Annotated in this window: 16 protein-coding genes; 6 read left to right on the top strand and 10 right to left on the bottom strand. The window is 72.6% G+C overall.

From position 1 onward, the window contains the following. The 5 genes from ACIQUT_RS04685 to ACIQUT_RS04665 all read right to left on the bottom strand — a co-directional run. Positions 1 to 860: cytochrome P450 (locus ACIQUT_RS04685; protein WP_403559215.1), on the bottom strand; the 860-nt coding region annotated here is incomplete at its 3' end. A 13-nt stretch (positions 861 to 873) separates the two neighbouring features. Next, positions 874 to 2,268 carry an NAD(P)/FAD-dependent oxidoreductase gene (locus tag ACIQUT_RS04680; protein ID WP_403559212.1) on the bottom strand — a complete coding sequence of 465 codons (1,395 nt, stop codon included), beginning with the start codon at positions 2,266 to 2,268 and terminating at the stop codon, positions 874 to 876. Next, complete coding sequence (locus ACIQUT_RS04675) at positions 2,265 to 2,492, bottom strand: ferredoxin (RefSeq protein WP_403559209.1); 228 nt, start codon at positions 2,490 to 2,492, stop codon at positions 2,265 to 2,267. The genes ACIQUT_RS04680 and ACIQUT_RS04675 overlap by 4 nt, the downstream gene beginning before the upstream one ends. A 491-nt stretch (positions 2,493 to 2,983) precedes the next feature. Beyond that, positions 2,984 to 4,204, bottom strand: coding sequence for a cytochrome P450 (locus ACIQUT_RS04670; protein WP_403559206.1), 1,221 nt, complete (start codon positions 4,202 to 4,204; stop codon positions 2,984 to 2,986). An 857-nt stretch (positions 4,205 to 5,061) separates the two neighbouring features. Beyond that, positions 5,062 to 6,027 carry a pirin family protein gene (locus ACIQUT_RS04665; protein ID WP_403559203.1) on the bottom strand — a complete coding sequence of 322 codons (966 nt, stop codon included), beginning with the start codon at positions 6,025 to 6,027 and terminating at the stop codon, positions 5,062 to 5,064. 106 nt (positions 6,028 to 6,133) lie between these two features. On the opposite strand from ACIQUT_RS04665, the gene ACIQUT_RS04660 reads away from it, so the two are divergent. The 6 genes from ACIQUT_RS04660 to ACIQUT_RS04635 all read left to right on the top strand — a co-directional run bounded on the left by ACIQUT_RS04660 (position 6,134) and on the right by ACIQUT_RS04635 (position 10,628). Then, positions 6,134 to 6,484, top strand: a complete 351-nt coding sequence (locus ACIQUT_RS04660; protein ID WP_403559200.1) for a tetratricopeptide repeat protein — start codon at positions 6,134 to 6,136, stop codon at positions 6,482 to 6,484. A 178-nt stretch (positions 6,485 to 6,662) separates the two neighbouring features. Further along, the gene (locus ACIQUT_RS04655) at positions 6,663 to 7,868 is read left to right on the top strand and encodes a methyltransferase (RefSeq protein WP_403559350.1); all 1,206 of its coding nucleotides are present in this window, start codon (positions 6,663 to 6,665) and stop codon (positions 7,866 to 7,868) included. Between the two features lie 28 nt (positions 7,869 to 7,896). Beyond that, positions 7,897 to 8,682, top strand: a complete 786-nt coding sequence (locus ACIQUT_RS04650) for a MerR family transcriptional regulator (RefSeq protein ID WP_403559197.1) — start codon at positions 7,897 to 7,899, stop codon at positions 8,680 to 8,682. A 130-nt stretch (positions 8,683 to 8,812) separates the two neighbouring features. Next, entirely contained in the window at positions 8,813 to 9,475 is a 663-nt protein-coding gene (locus ACIQUT_RS04645; RefSeq protein ID WP_403559195.1) for a DUF6230 family protein, read from the top strand. Then, positions 9,466 to 9,975 carry a DUF6114 domain-containing protein gene (locus ACIQUT_RS04640; RefSeq protein WP_403559193.1) on the top strand — a complete coding sequence of 170 codons (510 nt, stop codon included), beginning with the start codon at positions 9,466 to 9,468 and terminating at the stop codon, positions 9,973 to 9,975. The genes ACIQUT_RS04645 and ACIQUT_RS04640 overlap by 10 nt, the downstream gene beginning before the upstream one ends. Then, on the top strand, positions 9,972 to 10,628 hold the full coding sequence (locus ACIQUT_RS04635; protein ID WP_403559190.1) for a hypothetical protein: 657 nt from the start codon (positions 9,972 to 9,974) through the stop codon (positions 10,626 to 10,628). The genes ACIQUT_RS04640 and ACIQUT_RS04635 overlap by 4 nt, the downstream gene beginning before the upstream one ends. Before the next feature lie 140 nt (positions 10,629 to 10,768). Here the strand turns inward: ACIQUT_RS04635 and ACIQUT_RS04630 are convergent, their stop codons facing one another. From ACIQUT_RS04630 to ACIQUT_RS04610, 5 genes are all read right to left on the bottom strand, one after another. After that, positions 10,769 to 12,199, bottom strand: a complete 1,431-nt coding sequence (locus tag ACIQUT_RS04630) for a dihydrolipoyl dehydrogenase family protein (protein ID WP_403559188.1) — start codon at positions 12,197 to 12,199, stop codon at positions 10,769 to 10,771. A gap of 56 nt (positions 12,200 to 12,255) precedes the next feature. Continuing rightward, positions 12,256 to 12,627: a thioredoxin family protein gene (locus tag ACIQUT_RS04625; RefSeq protein ID WP_403559185.1), complete on the bottom strand. Its 372-nt coding sequence runs from the start codon at positions 12,625 to 12,627 to the stop codon at positions 12,256 to 12,258. A gap of 123 nt (positions 12,628 to 12,750) precedes the next feature. Continuing rightward, positions 12,751 to 14,190 carry an aldehyde dehydrogenase family protein gene (locus tag ACIQUT_RS04620; protein WP_403559183.1) on the bottom strand — a complete coding sequence of 480 codons (1,440 nt, stop codon included), beginning with the start codon at positions 14,188 to 14,190 and terminating at the stop codon, positions 12,751 to 12,753. Between the two features lie 282 nt (positions 14,191 to 14,472). Then, positions 14,473 to 15,672, bottom strand: coding sequence for a thiolase family protein (locus tag ACIQUT_RS04615; RefSeq protein WP_403559180.1), 1,200 nt, complete (start codon positions 15,670 to 15,672; stop codon positions 14,473 to 14,475). Positions 15,673 to 15,836: 164 nt separating this feature from the next. After that, positions 15,837 to 16,931 carry a LacI family DNA-binding transcriptional regulator gene (locus ACIQUT_RS04610; RefSeq protein ID WP_403559178.1) on the bottom strand — a complete coding sequence of 365 codons (1,095 nt, stop codon included), beginning with the start codon at positions 16,929 to 16,931 and terminating at the stop codon, positions 15,837 to 15,839. Positions 16,932 to 17,089: the final 158 nt, after the last annotated feature.

The raw sequence follows: 17,089 nt of genomic DNA, 5'->3' as shown, positions 1-17,089 counted from the left end.
TCGTAGCGCAGCAGTTCCTCGACCAGGGGCACGACCAGGCCCGGTTCGCCACGCAGCCGCTGGAGCACTTCAGGGTGGCGCAGCAGGGTCAGCATGCCGTTGGTGATGAGGTTGACGGTGGTCTCGTGGCCGGCGATCAGCAGGGTGTGGGCGGTGCTGACGATTTCGTCGTCGGTCATCCGTCCGTCGGGCCCGTCGTCGTTGGCCAGTCGTGTCAGCAGGTCATCGCCGGGCCGGCCGTGGCGCTGTTCCAGCAGCCCGGCGAGGTATTGGTTCAGGTCCTGGTTGGCCTGTTTGCCCTTGTCCAGTTTCTCCTGCGGGTCGGTCTCGGGGTCGTGGTCGAGCGCGGAGAGGATGCCGTCCACCCATACGTGGAACCGCGGTTCGTCCTCGCGCGGCACGCCGAGCAGGTGGCAGATCACGGTGACGGGGAACGGGTAGGCGAAATCGTCGACGATGTCGATCTGCTCTTTGCCCGCGAAGCCGTCGATCAGGCTGGTGACAATGGCGGTCAGGTCGCCTTCCATGCCGGTCACCAGCCCCGGGGTGTGCGGGGGGCCGAAGTGGCGCATCGTCATGCGCCGCATGCGGTCGTGCTCGGGCGGGTCGAGATTGATGAACGCCGGCGTGGTTCGTCCCGCGGATCCAGGCAGCGCGTGCGACAGATTGCGGACGTCGGAACTCAGGTGCGGGTTGTGCAGCACATCCATGAGCTCGTGATAGGTGCTGATGGCGTAGCTGCCGTCGTCCTGCCGGGCCACCGGTGTCTGGCGCAGCTCGGCGTACAGCGGGTAGGGGTCGGCCCGGGAGGAGTAGTCGAGGATCCGGCGCAGCGTCTCGGGCGTTTCAGTCGTGGTCATCTCGCTCTCCCTCCTACCGGTGGTGCTGCTGTACGGCCGCGACGCGTCGTTCGCCGGGGTCGTGGCCGGTGACGACGACAGTGGCGCCTTGGGCCAGGAGACTAGGGCCGGGGAAGTCGACGGGTACCGGTTTCATGTCGGCGGGCTGGTCGGGGGTGGGGTTGGGCGGCGGGAATGGAGCGGCGTTCTCGATCAGCCTGCGGTAGTGGTCCAGCCATTTCGCGTTGTTGAAGCTGACCGCCGCCGTGACGCGGCCGCGATAGCCGTAGGCGGCCACGAACCGCCGGTCGGAAACCGAACCCTGACTGACGACCACCTCGTCGGCGAAGGTCGGCACACCGACGGACTTGATGTTGACGCCGAACTGGATCGACCAGAACACCGGCAGGGAGAGGTGGGGCCAGCGCTCCGCCTGGCCGCTGACCATGTTGTGGGCCGCGACCTCGGCCTGCTCCACGGCGTTGGCCCAGTGCTCCAGGGAGATGAGCCGGTACTCGTAGACGGGGTTCGGGCAGCGTGCCACATCTCCCGCGGCGAAGACGTCGTCGGTGACCAGGCCGTTGATGTCGAGGGCGCGGCAGCCGGCGTCGCAGGCGATGCCCCACATGCCGGCCGCCAGTCCGGAGTCCCGAAGCCACTCGGTGTTGCGGATGCCGCCCAGAGCCACTACTGCCACATCGGCGTCGACCGTGCTGCCGTCGTCGAAGTGGGCCCGGCGAAAGCGCCCCTGCGCGTCGCCCTCCAGCCGGGTGACCTTGACACCGCACCGCAGATCGACACCGTGAGCGCGCTGCATGTCCGCCGCGACGTCACCGATCATCGCACCGAGCGCGCCGACCAACGGGGACGGCCCCAGTTCGGCGACGGTCACCGCAATGTCCCGCTCGCGGCAGATGGATGCGATCTCGGAGCCGGTGAATCCCGCTCCGATGACCAGGACGCGGGAGGGCCCGGCGGCGATGGCCCGCTGCAGGCCTTCGGCGTGCTCGCGCGTGCGTACGACGAACACACCCTCCAGAGCCGCCTCGCTCTCCACAAACCAGGGCCGCGCCCGGACCCCGGTGGAGATGAGCACTCTGTCGAAGGGGATCTCACGCCCATCGGCGAGACGCACCTGGTTGGCCGCGAGGTCCAGCCCGCTGGCGGGTACGCCCAGCAGCCACTCCGCGTCGACCTCACGACGTCGCGGCAGCGTGGTGTTCCCTGCCCCCACCCACCCGGTCAGGACCTGCTTGGACAACGGGGGCCGGTCGTAGGGCTCGCCCAACTCGTCACCGATCATGGTCAACGATCCGGTGAATCCCTCGTCGCGCAGAGCCTCCGCCGCGCGCAGTCCGGCCAGTGAGGCCCCTACTATCACGATGCGGCCCTCGCGCTTGAACGCCTGCAGGATGTCGGAGCTCCTCATGACAGCGACGCCTCCCCGGCTGCGTCCCGTCCTTCCAACTGGTCGACGAGAATCGCTTGGAGCGGGCAGGCAGCCGCGGCGCGCAGCACCTGCTCGCGCTGGGCGTCATCCGGCTTCGGGTCATACATCAGCGCTTCCTCACCGTGCATCCGGAACGCCTCCGGGGCAAGGAACGCGCACTGCGCGTACCCCTGACAGCGGGAAAGATCAACCACGACTCTCATTACGACCTCCACAGGAAACTGCAAACTGCGGAACCTGTAGCCGGTGCCACACCGGAGCGCAAAGCACGGAACGGGCCGCGAGAGGGGGATTCGGCCGTTGCGCACCCTCGTGAAGTGAGAGGGGGGCACCGCGCTAGACGGGTGCCGAAAGAATCGATCACCGCGACCGTGTCTGTGAAGCCGAACCAATCAGAGAAGTCGGCCCTACGGTCAAACTGTATCCCGCGGGCACCTGACCTGCATGCCAGGACGCCTCATCTGCACACCGGAACGGATGTTGGCGGGCGTGGTGCACGAGTCCCGGAGGTTTGGCGAGCCACATACGCGGACCGCATCGAAGGCGTACCGCGGTCGAACACGGCCCAGCACTGGGGCAAAGTCCGGCGCGACCCGGACCGTCCCAGGCCGGCTCTGCAGCGGCCGATGAGGACGGGCAACGACCAGCAGTACCTCCACGAGCACCGAGCCTGGACACGTACTCGGCTGGTGTGTCAACCGTCGCTTTGCTCGATGTGGAGGTGGATCGGACCGCGAAGAATGGGGCTGCTCCGGTACGGGGGTGGGTCGTTGGACAGTGTGGGCTGGTTGAGGCGGTGGACGAGATGGGTGAGGGCGATCTGGGTTTCCAGGCGTGCAAGCGGGCCGCCGAAGCACAGGTGGATTCCGCTGCCGAATCCGAGGTGCTGGTTGTCGCTCCGGTCGGGGTCGAAGCGGTCGGGGTCGTGGAAGCGGTTGGGGTCGCGATTGCCCGAGGCGAGCATGAGCATGACTTGTGAGCCCTTGGGGATGGTGGTGTCGGCGACGGTGATATCGCTGTACGCCGCCCGCCAGGGAATGATGTGCACGGGGGGTTCGTAGCGCAGCAGTTCCTCGACCAGGGGCACGACCAGGCCCGGTTCGCCACGCAGCCGCTGGAGCACTTCAGGGTGGCGCAGCAGGGTCAGCATACCGTTGGTGATGAGGTTGACGGTGGTCTCGTGGCCGGCGATCAGCAGCAGCCCGGCGGTCGTGACAATCTCCCCGTCGGTCATCCGTCCGTCGGGCCCGTCGTCGTTGGCCAGTCGTGTCAGCAGGTCATCGCCGGGCCGGCCGTGGCGTTGCTCCAGCAGCCCGCCGAGGTACTGGTACAGGTCCTGCTCGGCCCGTGTGCCGTTGTCCAGAATCTCCTTCGGGTCCGTCTGCGGGTTGTAGTCCATGACCTCGATGATGGCGTTCACCCACACGTGGAACCGCGGTTCGTCCTCGCGCGGCACGCCGAGCAGGTGGCAGATCACGGTGACGGGGAACGGGTAGGCGAAATCGTCGACGATGTCGATCTGCTCTTTGCCCGCGAAGCCGTCGATCAGGCTGGTGACAATGGCGGTCAGGTCGCCTTCCATGCCGGTCACCAGCCCCGGGGTGTGCGGGGGGCCGAAGTGGCGCATCGTCATGCGCCGCATGCGGTCGTGCTCGGGCGGGTCGAGATTGATGAACTCCGGTGTGGTGACTGCATCGAATCCAGGCAGAGGATGCGACAGATTTCGGACGTCGGAACTCAGGTGCGGGTTGTGCAGCACATCCATGAGCTCGTGATAGGTGCTGATGGCGTAGCTGCCGTCGTCCTGCCGGGCCACCGGTGTCTGGCGCAGCTCGGCGTACAGCGGGTAGGGGTCGGCCCGGGAGGAGTAGTCGAGGATCCGGCGCAGCGTCTCGGGCGTTTCAGTCGTGGTCATCTCGCTCTCCACCCCCGTATTGCTGCTCGGCCGTGACCCGCAGGTCACCCGAGTCACGCCGGTGACTCCTCCTGCCAGGAGCTGCAACACGTGATCGGATCACTTCGGTACACGCTCGGCGAGCGGAGCCTCAGGGGCGCTCTCGCCCTCACTATCAGTAAGCCACCGAGGTGCCCCATTTGCCAGCGAGGTCGTTGGGAGTTCTGGTGGGTCAGTAGCCCACGAAGCCGGCGGGCGAGCCCCTGCCAATGCGCCGTGGCGCCCGATGGAACCGGCTCCCTCTGCCCGGGCCGGACCAGGGCGCGTGCTGTCCCCAGGCCGGACCCAAGGAGCGTCAGAGCCGACGGCCACACCATCCGCCCGTCCCGCCAGGTCTCCTCAAGGCGGTGCAGCGGACCCGTCCCCGTCCCCCGTCGGCGCTTTGCGCGCAGGGCAACGGCGGAAGCCCACCTCGCGCAGACTGCACGGCGGACGCCGCTGCGACGACCGCTGCAGGTTTTGTCGGCTGCCTACAAGCGGTAACACCCGAGCGATCAGACTCTCAGTCCGCCCTTGCGAAGCGTAGTGGGCAACCCGACTGGCACGTAGCCGGGAACAACTTCCAGACAAGCGCCGATCGCCGACGAAGTCGCTTCGACGTCTGTACCTGCAGGAAGCCTCACATGACGCGGCGTCAGGAAAGTCAGCATTGGGTCAGCATTCGTAGACATACACCCGCCCACGGACGCCCACAGAGGGGGAAGGCCCCGCACCATCGAAGGGCAAGCGCGGGGCACGATCGGAAGCGCCGAGACTTCAGTAACCGGAAGGTGCCTGACCCTCGCCCCGCAGGGCCGCCTCTCTCCAGTTATCGCAGGTCAGCGCACTCGGCCGCGTGGTTTGAGGTGGGTCGGGGGCAGGTCAGGAGCCGGAAGCGGAGGGCCGTCATACCCCTGCACCTCGCCGAATCTGGTCCCATTCATCCAGTCCTCGCGGGCCTGTGCGATATCCTCATGGGAGCGGCCAATCCAGTTCCAGAACATCACGATCTCCTCCTCGAACGGCTCGCCGCCCAGGAGCATCAGGCCCGCGTCCGAGGCCGCGCGCAGCGGGAGTTCCCTGCGGCCGCAGCCGAGGTAGAGCATGGAGCCCGGGAGGACCGGGACGCCGTCGACGTGGGCTTCGCCGGACATCGACAGGACCGCGTACTCGAAGTCCGGCTCCAGCGGGAGCCTGGCCTCGGTGCCCGCTGCCAGGGCGATGTCCGCGCCGACGATCGGGGTGTACGCCGTGCCGGGCGAGGTCGCCGTGTCGAGGGTGCCCAGGATCACCGTGGCGCTCAGGCCGGGGGCGGTCACGTGCGGCAGCTCGGCGTGGTGCTGGAAGTGCGGCTCCACGTCGCGGTGGGTGTCGGGCAGGGCCGTCCACAGCTGGGCGCCGTGCAGGAAGCGGCTGTGCGTGCGGGGGCTCTCCTCGGAGTGGCTGATCCCTCGGCCGGAGGTCATCAGGCCCAGCTCGCGCGGCCGGATCGTCTGCAGGCTGCCCACGCTGTCGCGGTGCAGCACCTCTCCGTCGTGGAGCCAGCTCACCGTCTGGAGGCCGGAGTGGGGGTGGGGGGCAACCTGCATGCCGGGTTCGCCCGCGATGTCGTCCGGGCCGTAGTGGTCGACGAAGCACCAGGCGCCCACCATGCGGCGGCCCAGGTTCGGCAGGAGTCGGCGGACCTCGGTGGATTCCCCGAGCTTGACCGTGCGCGGGCTGAGGAGCTCGCGCACGGGTTCGGCCACGACGAAGCCGCGGCCGCCGCAGGCGGAGAGAGCGGGCTGGCGATCGAGATTGCTCATGCGGACCAACTTAGTACCGCCGCCGTCGCCGTGTTCCGTGGAATGCCGGGCTCCCGTCACGTGTTGGAGGGGGCGGACGCAGCACCCGAGCAGCGGAAGGATCCCGATGGACGCGCCGACGACGTACTACGAGCAGGGGACGGCGGCGGAGCGCTGGGCGCGCGCCCGGCTCTTCTTCGACGCGAAGGAGTACGCGCCGGCCGCGAAGGTCCTGCACGCGCTCGCGGCCGAGGTTCCCGAGCAGCTGGCCCCGCGGCTGCTCCTGGCCCGCGCCTACTACCACTCGGCGCAGCTCTCGCGCGCCGAGGAGGAGCTCCGCGCGATCCTGGAGCGCTGGCCGGTGGAGGACTACGCGCAGCTGCTGCTCGGCCGCACCCTGGAGCGCCAGGGCCGGGCCGGGGAGGCGGCGCCGTACCTGCGGCTGGCCGGTGCGATGGCCGGGGAGTTTCCCGGGTAGCGGGCCGGGCGCGGCCGGCAGGCGGCGCCGTCGTGGCCGAGCAGCGGTCCGGCGGCCCCGGCGCGCTTCCTGCCCGCGCCGTCCGGCCCACCGTCCTGCCCGCCGTCCTGCCCGCACCCGCCGCGTGCGTGCGGGGGCGGGGGGCCGGCTCGGTTAGCCTGGGGGCACGATGAACCGTCTGACCACGCCTTTCGGCTCCCACGAGCTCACCCGCTTCCCCGCCGACCCGCGCGACCGGCTCCGCGCCTGGGACGCCGCCGACGAGTACCTGCTGCGCCACCTGGACTCCGGTACGGGCGAGCGCGGCCCGGTGGACCTGGCCGGCGCCGGGCAGATCACGGTGCTCGGGGACCGCTGGGGGGCGCTGGCCACGGCGCTTGCCGCGTACCGGCCGGCGCAGATCACCGACTCCGCGCTCACCCGTGCCGCCACCGAGGCCAACCTGGCGCGTGCCGGGGCCGCGGCGGGCGCGGTGACGCTGCTGACCACGCAGGACGCGCCGCCGCAGCGGATCGACGTGCTGCTGGTACGGGTGCCGAAGAGCCTGGCGCTGCTGGAGGACCAGCTGCTGCGGCTGGCCCCTCACGTCCACGCCGGCACGGTCGTGGTCGGCACGGGCATGGTCAAGGAGATCCACACCTCGACGCTGAACCTCTTCGAGCGGATCCTCGGCCCGACCAGGACCTCCCTCGCCGAGAAGAAGGCCCGGCTGATCTTCTGCACGCCGGATCCCGAGGTCGTCGCGGCCGGGGCCGCCGGCACGCCGGCCGGGGGCGGCTGGCCGCTGACGTACACGCTGGACCGGGACGCCGGTTCGGGGGCGGGCCTGACCGCCGTCAACCACGCGGGGATCTTCTGCGCGGACCGCCTCGACGTCGGCACCCGGTTCTTCCTGCAGAGCATCCCGACCAACACGGACGGCGCCCGCGTCGTCGACCTGGGCTGCGGCAACGGCATCGTCGGTACGGCGGTCGCGGTCGCGGACCCCGACGCGGAGCTCGTGTTCGCGGACGAGTCGTACCAGGCGGTGGCCTCCGCCCGGGCCACGTACGAGGCGAACGTCCGGCACGGCCGCGGCGACCGGGCCGAGTTCCTCGTCGGCGACGGGCTGTCGATGCTGCCCGCCGGGTCGGTGGACCTGGTCCTGTGCAATCCGCCGTTCCACTCCCACCAGGCCACCACGGACGCGACGGCGCTGCGGATGTTCGCGCAGTCGCGGCGGGCGCTGCGGCCGGGCGGCGAGCTGTGGATCGTCGCCAACCGCCACCTCGGCTACCACACGCACCTGCGGCGCCTCTTCGGCAACAGTGAAGTCGCCGCGAGCGAACCGCGGTTCGTGGTCCTGCGGGCCGTGAAGCGGGAGAAGCGTCCGCGCCCCATGTGACCAGCCGGTACGTCCTACACTCGGCCGCGTGAGCAGCCTGGTGCGGGATGACGTGGACGACGTGGACGGTGTGGACGGCAGCGGCGCGGGCCCGGTGCGCTACCGCCGGGAGGAGCTGGCGCAGGCGGCCGGCGTGAAGGCGCGCAACCTGCGCTACTACCAGGAGCGCGGGCTGCTGCCGCCACCGCGCCGGGAGGGCCGGATCGCCTGGTACTCCGAGGACCACCTGGCCCGGCTGCGCCTGATCAGCGATCTGCTCGGGCGCGGCTACACGGTCAACGGCATCGGCGAGCTGCTGCACGCGTGGGAGGCCGGCGGGGGCCTGTCCCAACTGCTGGGCCTGGAACGGGCGATGACCGGCGACCGGGTCGAGGAGGAGCCGGTCACCATGACCCTTGCGGAGCTGGCCGAGCTGTTCGGGCCGGCGGCGACCGCCGAGGACACCCGGCGGGCGGCCCGGCTGGGGTACGTACGCATCGACGGGGACCTGGTCACGCACCGGAGCCGGCGGCTGCTGGAGGCGACGCTCGCGCTGGTGCGGCAGGGCGTGCCGCTCGCGGAGATCCTGGACGCGGGGGACCTCGTCCAGATGCAGGCGGCGGCGCTCGCGGACCGGTTCGTCGGGTTGTTCCGGCGGCATGTGATCGGCCCGGACGGGCTGGAGCACCTTTCGGCCACGCAACTGGATCACATCAGCGGTGCGGCGGCGGCGCTGCGCCCGGTCGCCGGCGAGGTCGTGGCCGCGGAGTTCGCCCGGGCGATGGCGCGCAGGGTGGAGGCCGAGGTCGCCGAACTCCTGGGCACGGAGCGGTAGGCGGGGCAGGACCGACGAGTAGGACTCGGCCGAAACGGTACGCCCGAGCAACCTTGCCAACCCCCATTGGCACTCTTACATTCAACTCGTCGGTAACAACGGTGCACAACCGAAACCCAGGGACGATCCCATGACCGATTCCCCGCACTTATCGGATGTATCCGGCCCGCCCGGCAGAGGTGCGTCACCCCCCGACGAGGGTGCCGGACGGGTCCGCTGGCGTCGCTTCGCCGTTCTGACCCTCCCCGCCGTCGCCGTCACCGCCGGCCTCGGCATCGCCCTCGCGCAGGGCGCGCTCGCCGCCTCCTTCGCCGTCTCCGGCCAGCAGTTCAAGGTCGCGGCGTCGAGCCTGGACGGCGAGGGATTCGCCCAGTACGGAAGCGTCGACGTCAACGCCCGCCAGGAGCTCATCCCCGTGGCGGTCACCGCCGTCAAGGAAGCCCGGCTGCACAACCTCTGCCAGTCCGTGGTGACCTCGCTCCCCCTGATCGGCGACATCTCCCTCAACCTCACCGCGGGCAAGAAGGCCCCGGTCGAGGCGAGCAACCTCTTCGTCGACGCCACCCAGCTCTCCGGCGACGCCGTCTTCACCAACATCGAGATCGGCCGCGACGCCTCCACCCTCGACAAGGGCCCGGCGGAGGCCGTGGGCATGCAGGACCTGTTCGCCCAGCAGGCGGACACCGTCAGCATCTCCGACCTCCGGCAGACCGCGTGGGCGACCAACGCGGGCACCTTCAAGCTCTCCGGGCTGAGCATGAACATCAGCAAGGGCAAGAAGGAATGCTTCTGAGCCGCTGGCGGCGATGGCGGCGTACCAGGCCGTTCTGGGGCGGGCTCTTCGCCGTCCTCGCCGGGGCCGAGATATGCGTCCTGCCGCTGGCACCGCTGAAGGTCATGCTCCAGCAGGGCGTGGCGGGCATCCCGTCGGTCCTCATGGGGATCGTCATGATCGTGCTCGGCCTCACCGCCTGGTTCGCCCCCGCCCAGCGCGGCCTCGCCGGCGTCCTGACCACGCTCATCGCAACCGCCGCGCTCGTGCTGTCCAACCTCGGCGGCTTCCTGATCGGCACCCTGCTCGGGATCCTCGGCGGCGGCCTGATGTTCGCCTGGCAGCCGTACGCCGCCCCGCGCCCCGCGCCCGCGGAGGGCTCCCCCACACCCCCGCAGGCCCCTGCTCCGTCCCCTCCCGATCCCGATCCCGATCCCGATCCCGATCCCGCTCCCGCCCGCAGCCCCGCCCCCGCCCCCGCCCCCACCCCGCACCACGATCCCCAAGGAGCACAGCCATGAGCCGAAAGCGCACTGCGCTCGCCCTCGGGATGGCAGCCGCCGGAGTGCTGTCGGTGGCATCGGCCACCGCCACCGCCACCGCCGTGCCCCGGCCCGCCGCCGGGTCGACGACCGTCACCCCGGCCGGCCACTCCTTCAAGGCCACCCTCAGCGGAAAAGCCACCCTCAAGGCCGGCGCGGTCACGGTGACCTGCACGGTCTCCGTGGCCACCGGCACCGTCCCGGACGCCCCCGGCAACCAGAACGCCGCCGGGCCGGTCTCCTCCCCGATCACCCCGCCGACGTACAGCTCGTGCACCGCCAGCCTGCCGGGCGTGACCCCGACGGTCACGACCAGCGGCTCCTGGTCGGTCTCGATGCAGCACGGGTCCCCCGTCACCGCCACCATGACGGTCCCGGCCGGCGGGCTCGTCCTGCAGACGAGCGGCCTGGCCAACTGCACCGTCACCGCCGCCCCCTCCGGACCGGCGAACGTCTCCGGGACCTGGGCCAACGGGGCCGCGCCGAGCCTCACCTTCACGGGTGCCACCGTTCCGGTGACGGTCACGGGCGGGTTCGGCTGCCCGACGAGCGCGACCACGTCCGCGTTCAACGCCGTCTACAAGATCACCGACACCACCGACCCGACGCAGCAGATCACCGTCGGCCCCTGAGGCCCCCGGGTCCCCCGCCCCCTGAGCCCTGCCCGGCCGCGCGTACGGCGCCGGGCGGGGCCTGGCAGCGCCTGCCAGGGCCTGCCAGGGCCTGCCAGGGCCTGCCAGGGCCTGCCAGGGCCTGCCAGGGCCTGCCAGGCCTAACCCCGGTAGGCCTCCAGCAGCCTCAGCCACACCTCGCTGATCGTCGGGAACGCCGGAACCGCATGCCAGAGCCGGTCGATCGGGACCTCCCCCGCGACCGCGATCGTGGCCGCGTGCACCAGCTCGGCCGCGCCCGGCCCGACGAAGGTGACGCCCAGCAGCACCTCCCGGTCCAGGTCGACGACCATCCGGGCGCGCCCGCGGTAGCCGTCGGCGTACAGCCCGGCGCCCGAGACCTTGCCCGTCTCGTAGTCGACGGCGCGGACCCGGTGGCCGGCCCGTTCGGCCTCGGCCAGGGTAAGACCCGCCGCCGCCGCCTCCGGGTCGGTGAACACCGCCTGCGGCACGGCCCGCCGGTCCGCGGTCGCCGCGTGCGCGCCCCACGGGCCGGTGTCGGGTTCGGGGGTGCCGGCCGCGCGGGCCGCGATGGCCGCGCCCGCGATCCGGGCCTGGTACTTGCCCTGGTGGGTGAGGAGGACGCGGTGGTTGACGTCGCCGACCGCGTACAGCCAGTCGTGCCCCGGCACCCGGCAGCTCTCGTCGACGTCGATCCACTCGCCCGGCGCCAGCCCGACCGTCTCCAAGCCGAGGTCGTCGGTCCGCGGCGCCCGGCCGGTCGCCATCAGCAGCTCGTCGCCCTCCACGATCTCGCCGCCCTCCAGCACCACCCGGACCGGGCCGGACGACCCGTCCCGGACGACCGCCTCGGCCGAGACGCCCGTACGGACCTCCGCGCCGGCCTCGCGCAGCGCGTCCGCGACCAGCTCCCCGGCGAAGGGCTCCATCCGCGGCAGCAGCCCGGAACCGCGCACGAGCACGGTGACCCGGGAGCCGAGCGCCTGCCAGGCCGTCGCCATCTCGGAGGCCACCACCGACCCGCCGACGATCACCAGCCGGCCCGGCACCTCCCGGGCGGAGGTGGCCTCGCGGCTGGTCCACGGGCGCGCCCCGGCGATGCCGGGCAGCGGCGGGATCACGGCCCGGCTGCCGGTGGCGACGACCACCGCGTGCCGGGCGGTGAGGACGTGGTGCTCTCCCTCGGCGCCCTCGACGGCGACCGTCCGGGGCCCGGCGAGGCGGCCGTGGCCCCGGTAGGTGTGGGCGCCGATCGAGTCGAGCCAGTCGACCTGGCCGTCGTCCTTCCAGTTCCCGGTCCAGTAGTCGCGGTGCGCGAAGACCGCCTGGGCGTCGAGGGCGCCCGTGACGGCGCCCGCCAGCCCGGGCACCCGGCGGGCGTCCGCCCTGGCCAGCGCGGGGCGCAGCAGCGCCTTGCTGGGGACGCACGCCCAGTACGAGCACTCGCCGCCGATGAGCTCGGCCTCCACCAGCGCCGTGCTCAGCCCGGCGGCGCGGGTCCGGTCGACGACGTTCTCGCCGGCCGGTCCGCCACCGAGGACCACGACGTCGTACTCCACCGCTTCCGCCATGTGCGCCGTCCAGGGGGTGTCGGGGCCGGGGTCAGCCCCCGCCGGTCCCCGTCACATTAACCGCGGTCCTGCTGCGCGGCGGCGATCTTCGCGTGGACTTCCTCCATGTCGAGGGCGCGGGCCTGCCCGATGAGGTCCGTCAGGGCGGGCTCGGGCAGCGCGCCGGGCTGCGCGAAGACGGCCACCCGGTCCCGGACGATCATCAGGGTCGGGATGGAGGTGATCTGGAAGGCCGCGGCCAGCTCGGGCTGGGCCTCCGTGTCCACCTTGGCGAACACCAGGTCGGGGTTGGCCTCGGAGGCCTTCTCGTACACCGGGGCGAACTGCAGGCAGGGCCGGCACCAGCCCGCCCAGAAGTCGATCAGCACGAACGGGTTCTCGCTGACCGTTCGGTCGAAGTTCTCTTTGGTGAGCTCGACGGTAGCCACGTTTCCAGACCTCCTCATTGCCGCGTACGGTCGTTGAACGAACAACCCGCCCCGCGCATTCCGGCCACGTCCGGGCGCACAGCCGGACGGGCAGCCGAACGGGCTAGCGGGCAGCCGAACGGGCTAGAACGGGTGCCCGGCGGGGCCGGACCGGAGCGTCGTCCAGCGCAGCTCGGTGAACGCGTCGAGGTTCGCCTCGCCGCCGAAGCGGACCCCGGTGCCGGAGGCGGCGATTCCACCGAAGGGGGCCACGGCCTCGTCGTTCACCGTCTGGTCGTTGACGTGCGCGATCCCGGTCGGGATCCGCCCGGCGAGCTCCAGTCCGCGCGCCGCGTCGCGGGTGACGATGCCGAGGGAGAGGCCGTACGGGCCGGCCGCGGCCAGCGCCACCGCCTCGTCCTCCGTCGCGAAGGACCGGACGGGCGCCACGGGCCCGAAGACCTCCTCCGCGTACGCCGGGGTGTCGTCGCCGACACCGGCCAGCACGGTCGGCCGGTAGAACAGGCCCTCGTGGGTGCCGCCCGCGACCAGCTTGGCGCCCTGCCCGGTGCTGGCCTCGACCAGCGCGTGGACCCGGTCGAGCTGGGTGCGGTCGATCAGCGGCCCCAGGTGCACCTGCTCGCGGTACGGGTCCCCCACCGCCAGCGACTCGGCGCGTGCGGCGAGGCGTTCGACGTACTCGTCGTACAGGGAGGCGTGGACGAGGTGCCGGCCCGTGGTCATGCAGATCTGGCCCTGGTGGAAGAAGGACCCCCAGGAGGCCTGTGCGACGGCGGCCTCGACGTCGGCGTCGCGGAGGACGACCAGGGCGGAGTTGCCGCCCAACTCCAGGTGCAGCCGCTTGAGGTGACGGCCGCCCAGCTCGCCGACGGCCCGGCCGGAGGCCGTCGACCCGGTGAACGACACCACCCGCACCAGCGGGTCCGCCACCACCGCCGCGCCCGTGTCGGCGCCGCCGGGCAGCACCTGCAGCAGCCCGGCGGGCAGGCCCGCCCCGGCGAAGACGGCGGCGAGCGCGAGCCCGCCGCACACGGCGGTCCGCTGGTCGGGCTTGAGCAGGACCGCGTTGCCGAGGGCCAGCGCGGGCGCGACGGAGCGGACCGACAGGATCAGCGGGGCGTTGAACGGGGCGATCACCCCGACCACCCCGGCGGGGACCCGGCGGGTGAAGGAGAGCCGGGGCGCCTCGCTCGGCAGCACCTGCCCGGCGGGCCGGGAGGCCAGGGCCGCGGCCTCGTAGCACTCCTGGGCGGCGACGTGCAGCTCGAATTCCGCCTTGCCGGGTATGGAGCCGGACTCGCGGACCAGCCAGTCGCGCAACTCGGCGGCATGGGCGGTGAACAGGTCCCCGGCCCGGCGCAGGACGGCCGCGCGCTCGGTGTGGGAGGCGAGGGCCCAGTCCTGCTGTGCGGCCCGGGCGCGTGCGGCGGCCTCCGCGACATCGGCGGACGCGGCCAGGTCGACGGTGGCGAGGGTGTGGCCGGTGGCGGGCTCGACGACCGGCGCGGTACCGCCGGTGAGGGTCGGCCCGTCCTGCCGGAGCGTCGGTTCGAGGAGCGGCATGACGCGGGGCCTCCGGAAGGGGGTCGGCGGAGCGGCTGGCGGCGGGGGGCGGCGGAGCAGCACGCGCCATCGTGCCAGACCGGAGGCACCACATCTGTTCAGTTATTGGGCAGTTGAGGGCCCGCGGTGACCGGAAACGATCGCCGCGGCCCTGCGGCTGCCGTCACCGACAGCCCCCGTCGCCGACGCCCCCGTCGCCGCTCGGTGGCCCAGGGGCACAGTGGTCCGGGGGCACAGTGGTCCGGGGGCACAGTGGTCCGGGGGCACAGTGGTCCGGGGAGCTCAGCGCTCCAGGACCAGCGCGATGCCCTGCCCGACCCCGATACACAGCGACGCCACGCCCTTGCCCGAGCCGGCCGCGGCCAGCTGGTGCGCCACCGACCCGGCGAGCCGGGCGCCCGAGGCGCCGAGGGGGTGCCCGATCGCAAGGGCACCGCCGCGCGGGTTCACGACCGCCGGGTCCAGCTCGGGCCAGGCGGCGAGGCAGCCCAGCGCCTGCGCCGCGAAGGCCTCGTTCAGCTCCATGACGGAGAGGTCGGCCAGGCCGGTGCCGGCCTTGGCCAGCGCCCGCTGCACGGCGTCGACCGGGCCCAGCCCGAACAGCTGCGGCTCGATCCCGGTCACCGCGGAGGCGCTGATGCGGGCCAGCGGCTCACGGCCGGTCGCCGCCAGCCCCTCCTCGTCGGTCAGCAGCAGTGCCGCGGCGCCGTCGTTGAGCGGGGAGGCGTTGGCGGCGGTGACCGTACCGGTGCCGTCGGTCCGGAAGACCGGCTTCAGGCGGGCCAGCGACTCCGGGCTCGACCCCTCGCGGATGCACTCGTCGCGGACGAGGTCGATGCCCGGGTACGGCACGACCTCGTCGTCGTACAGCCCGGCCGACCAGGCCTCGGCCGCCTTGCGGTGGCTGTCCAGCGCGAACAGGTCCTGCGCCTCGCGGGTGATGCCGTGCTTCTCCGCGATGAGCTCGGCGCCCTCGCCGAGCGATACGGCCCACTCGTCGGGCATCCGCGGGTTGGTCATCCGCCAGCCGAGCGCGGTCGACCACATCTGCTGGTGGGTGGAGGGGAAGGGGCGCTCGGGCTTCTGCACCACCCAGGGGGCGCGGGTCATCGACTCCACGCCGCCCGCGATGGCGACGGACGAGTCGCCCAGCGCGATGGAGCGGGCGGCCTGGATCACCGCTTCGAGCCCCGATCCGCACAGCCGGTTGACGGTCACGCCGGGCACGGTCACCGGCAGGCCCGCGAGCAGGACGGCCATGCGGGCCACGTCCCGGTTGTCCTCGCCCGCGCCGTTGGCGTCGCCGAAGACGACGTCGTCGATCCGGGCCGGGTCGAGCGAGGGCGTACGGTCCACCAGCGCGCGCACCACGTGCGCGGCGAGGTCGTCCGGGCGGACCCCTGCGAGGGCGCCGCCGAACTTGCCGATCGGGGTGCGGACGGCGTCGACGACGTACACGTCGCGGACGGTGCGGATGCTCATCGCGTCTCTCCTGGGCGGATCCGTGCGGGCGGCGGCGGGACGGTGCCGCCGTCGGCACCGGGCACGACGCCGGGCGCGCCCGGTGGGGCGCGCCCGCAGTGTCCGTCCGCAGGTCACCGCCTGTCAACGGCGTCCGGGGTCGGGGTGGCACGGCGTGCCGGGAATCAGGTGGACTCGCGGGGGACGGCGGTGGCGGCGACCCGGCCGTGCCGGTCGGCGGTCCCGGCCGGCTCCCGCACCGCCCGGTCCACGAGATCCGCGAGCCGGTCCCCGGTCGGCATCTCGATCCGCACGGTGCTCAGCCGGGGCCGCAGCAGCCGGCCGAGCAGCAGGTCGTCCGCACCGATGACGGCGACGTCCTCCGGGATCCGCAGCCCCTCGTCCAGCAGGGCGCGCACCAGCAGCACCGCGTACTCGTCGTTGTACGCGAACACCCCGTCCAGGCCGAGGGAGCGCCAGCGGGCGGCGAGCTCCGCGGCCGACTCCTCCGTGCAGGCCATCGCGAGGGGTACGACGCCGGGGCCGGTGTCCGCCCCGCCGGCGGAGGGGCCCGAGGGCGGGCGGGGCGCGGGGACGGCCGGGCCGATGGCCGAGCGGGCCCCTTCGAGGCGGGCCCGGGCGACGGGCGCCGCCCCTTCCTCGGCCGGGACGACGACCCCGATCCGCCGGCGGCCGCGGTCCAGCAGATGGGCGGCGGCCCGCGCGCCGACCTCGGCCTGGTCGGTGATCAGGGCGTGGGCCCCGGCGACCCGGACCGGACCCATCGTGATCACCGCGCGGGCCCCGGCCCGCTTGAGGGTGTCGACGTTGTGCGCCGACAGGGTGATCCGCCCGAGGCAGACCACGGCGACGGGACGCAGCTCGGCCCAGGCGCGGGCCGCCTCGTCGCCGCTCAGGCCGAGGCTGCCGTACTGGACGACCGTGTAGTCGAGCCGGCGCAGTGCCCGCTGGAGCTCGTTGAGGAAGGTGCTGTGGCGCGGGCCGACCGGGTCCTCGGGGGCGGGCAGCAGCACGATGCGGGTGTGGCCGGCGCGCAGGCTGCGCGCGGCGGCGTGCGGTACGTACCCGAGCTCCTCGGCGGCCTGGCGCACCTTGCGGCGGGTCGGCTCGCTGATGCGGACCGCTTCGGCGTTGTTGAGGACGTACGAGACCGTCGCGCGCGAGACTCCGGCGAGGCGGGCCACGTCGGCGCTGGTGGGCACGGACTGCGGCGTCGGCGCCGGGGTCGAGGGCTTCGGCGGCTTCGATGACTGTGACATTGCCGTGGCATCCTTCCAGACCGTTCGCGGCCGGGGTCGGGCGTTTGGCCGGATACGAGTCCGCACGGCGGACCGGCCCGAACTCCCCTCTGACCGCCCACGGGAGCGGACGCGGGCCTTCCCCGGCGGGTGCCGGTGTCCCGGCCCCGCGGCCGCGG

It is taken from the genome of Streptomyces sp. NPDC090445, from assembly GCF_044769385.1.
Classification (GTDB): Bacteria; Actinomycetota; Actinomycetes; order Streptomycetales; family Streptomycetaceae; genus Streptomyces.
Note: the sequence above shows the minus strand (reverse complement) of the source record. Positions and strands in the feature narration are given on the sequence as shown.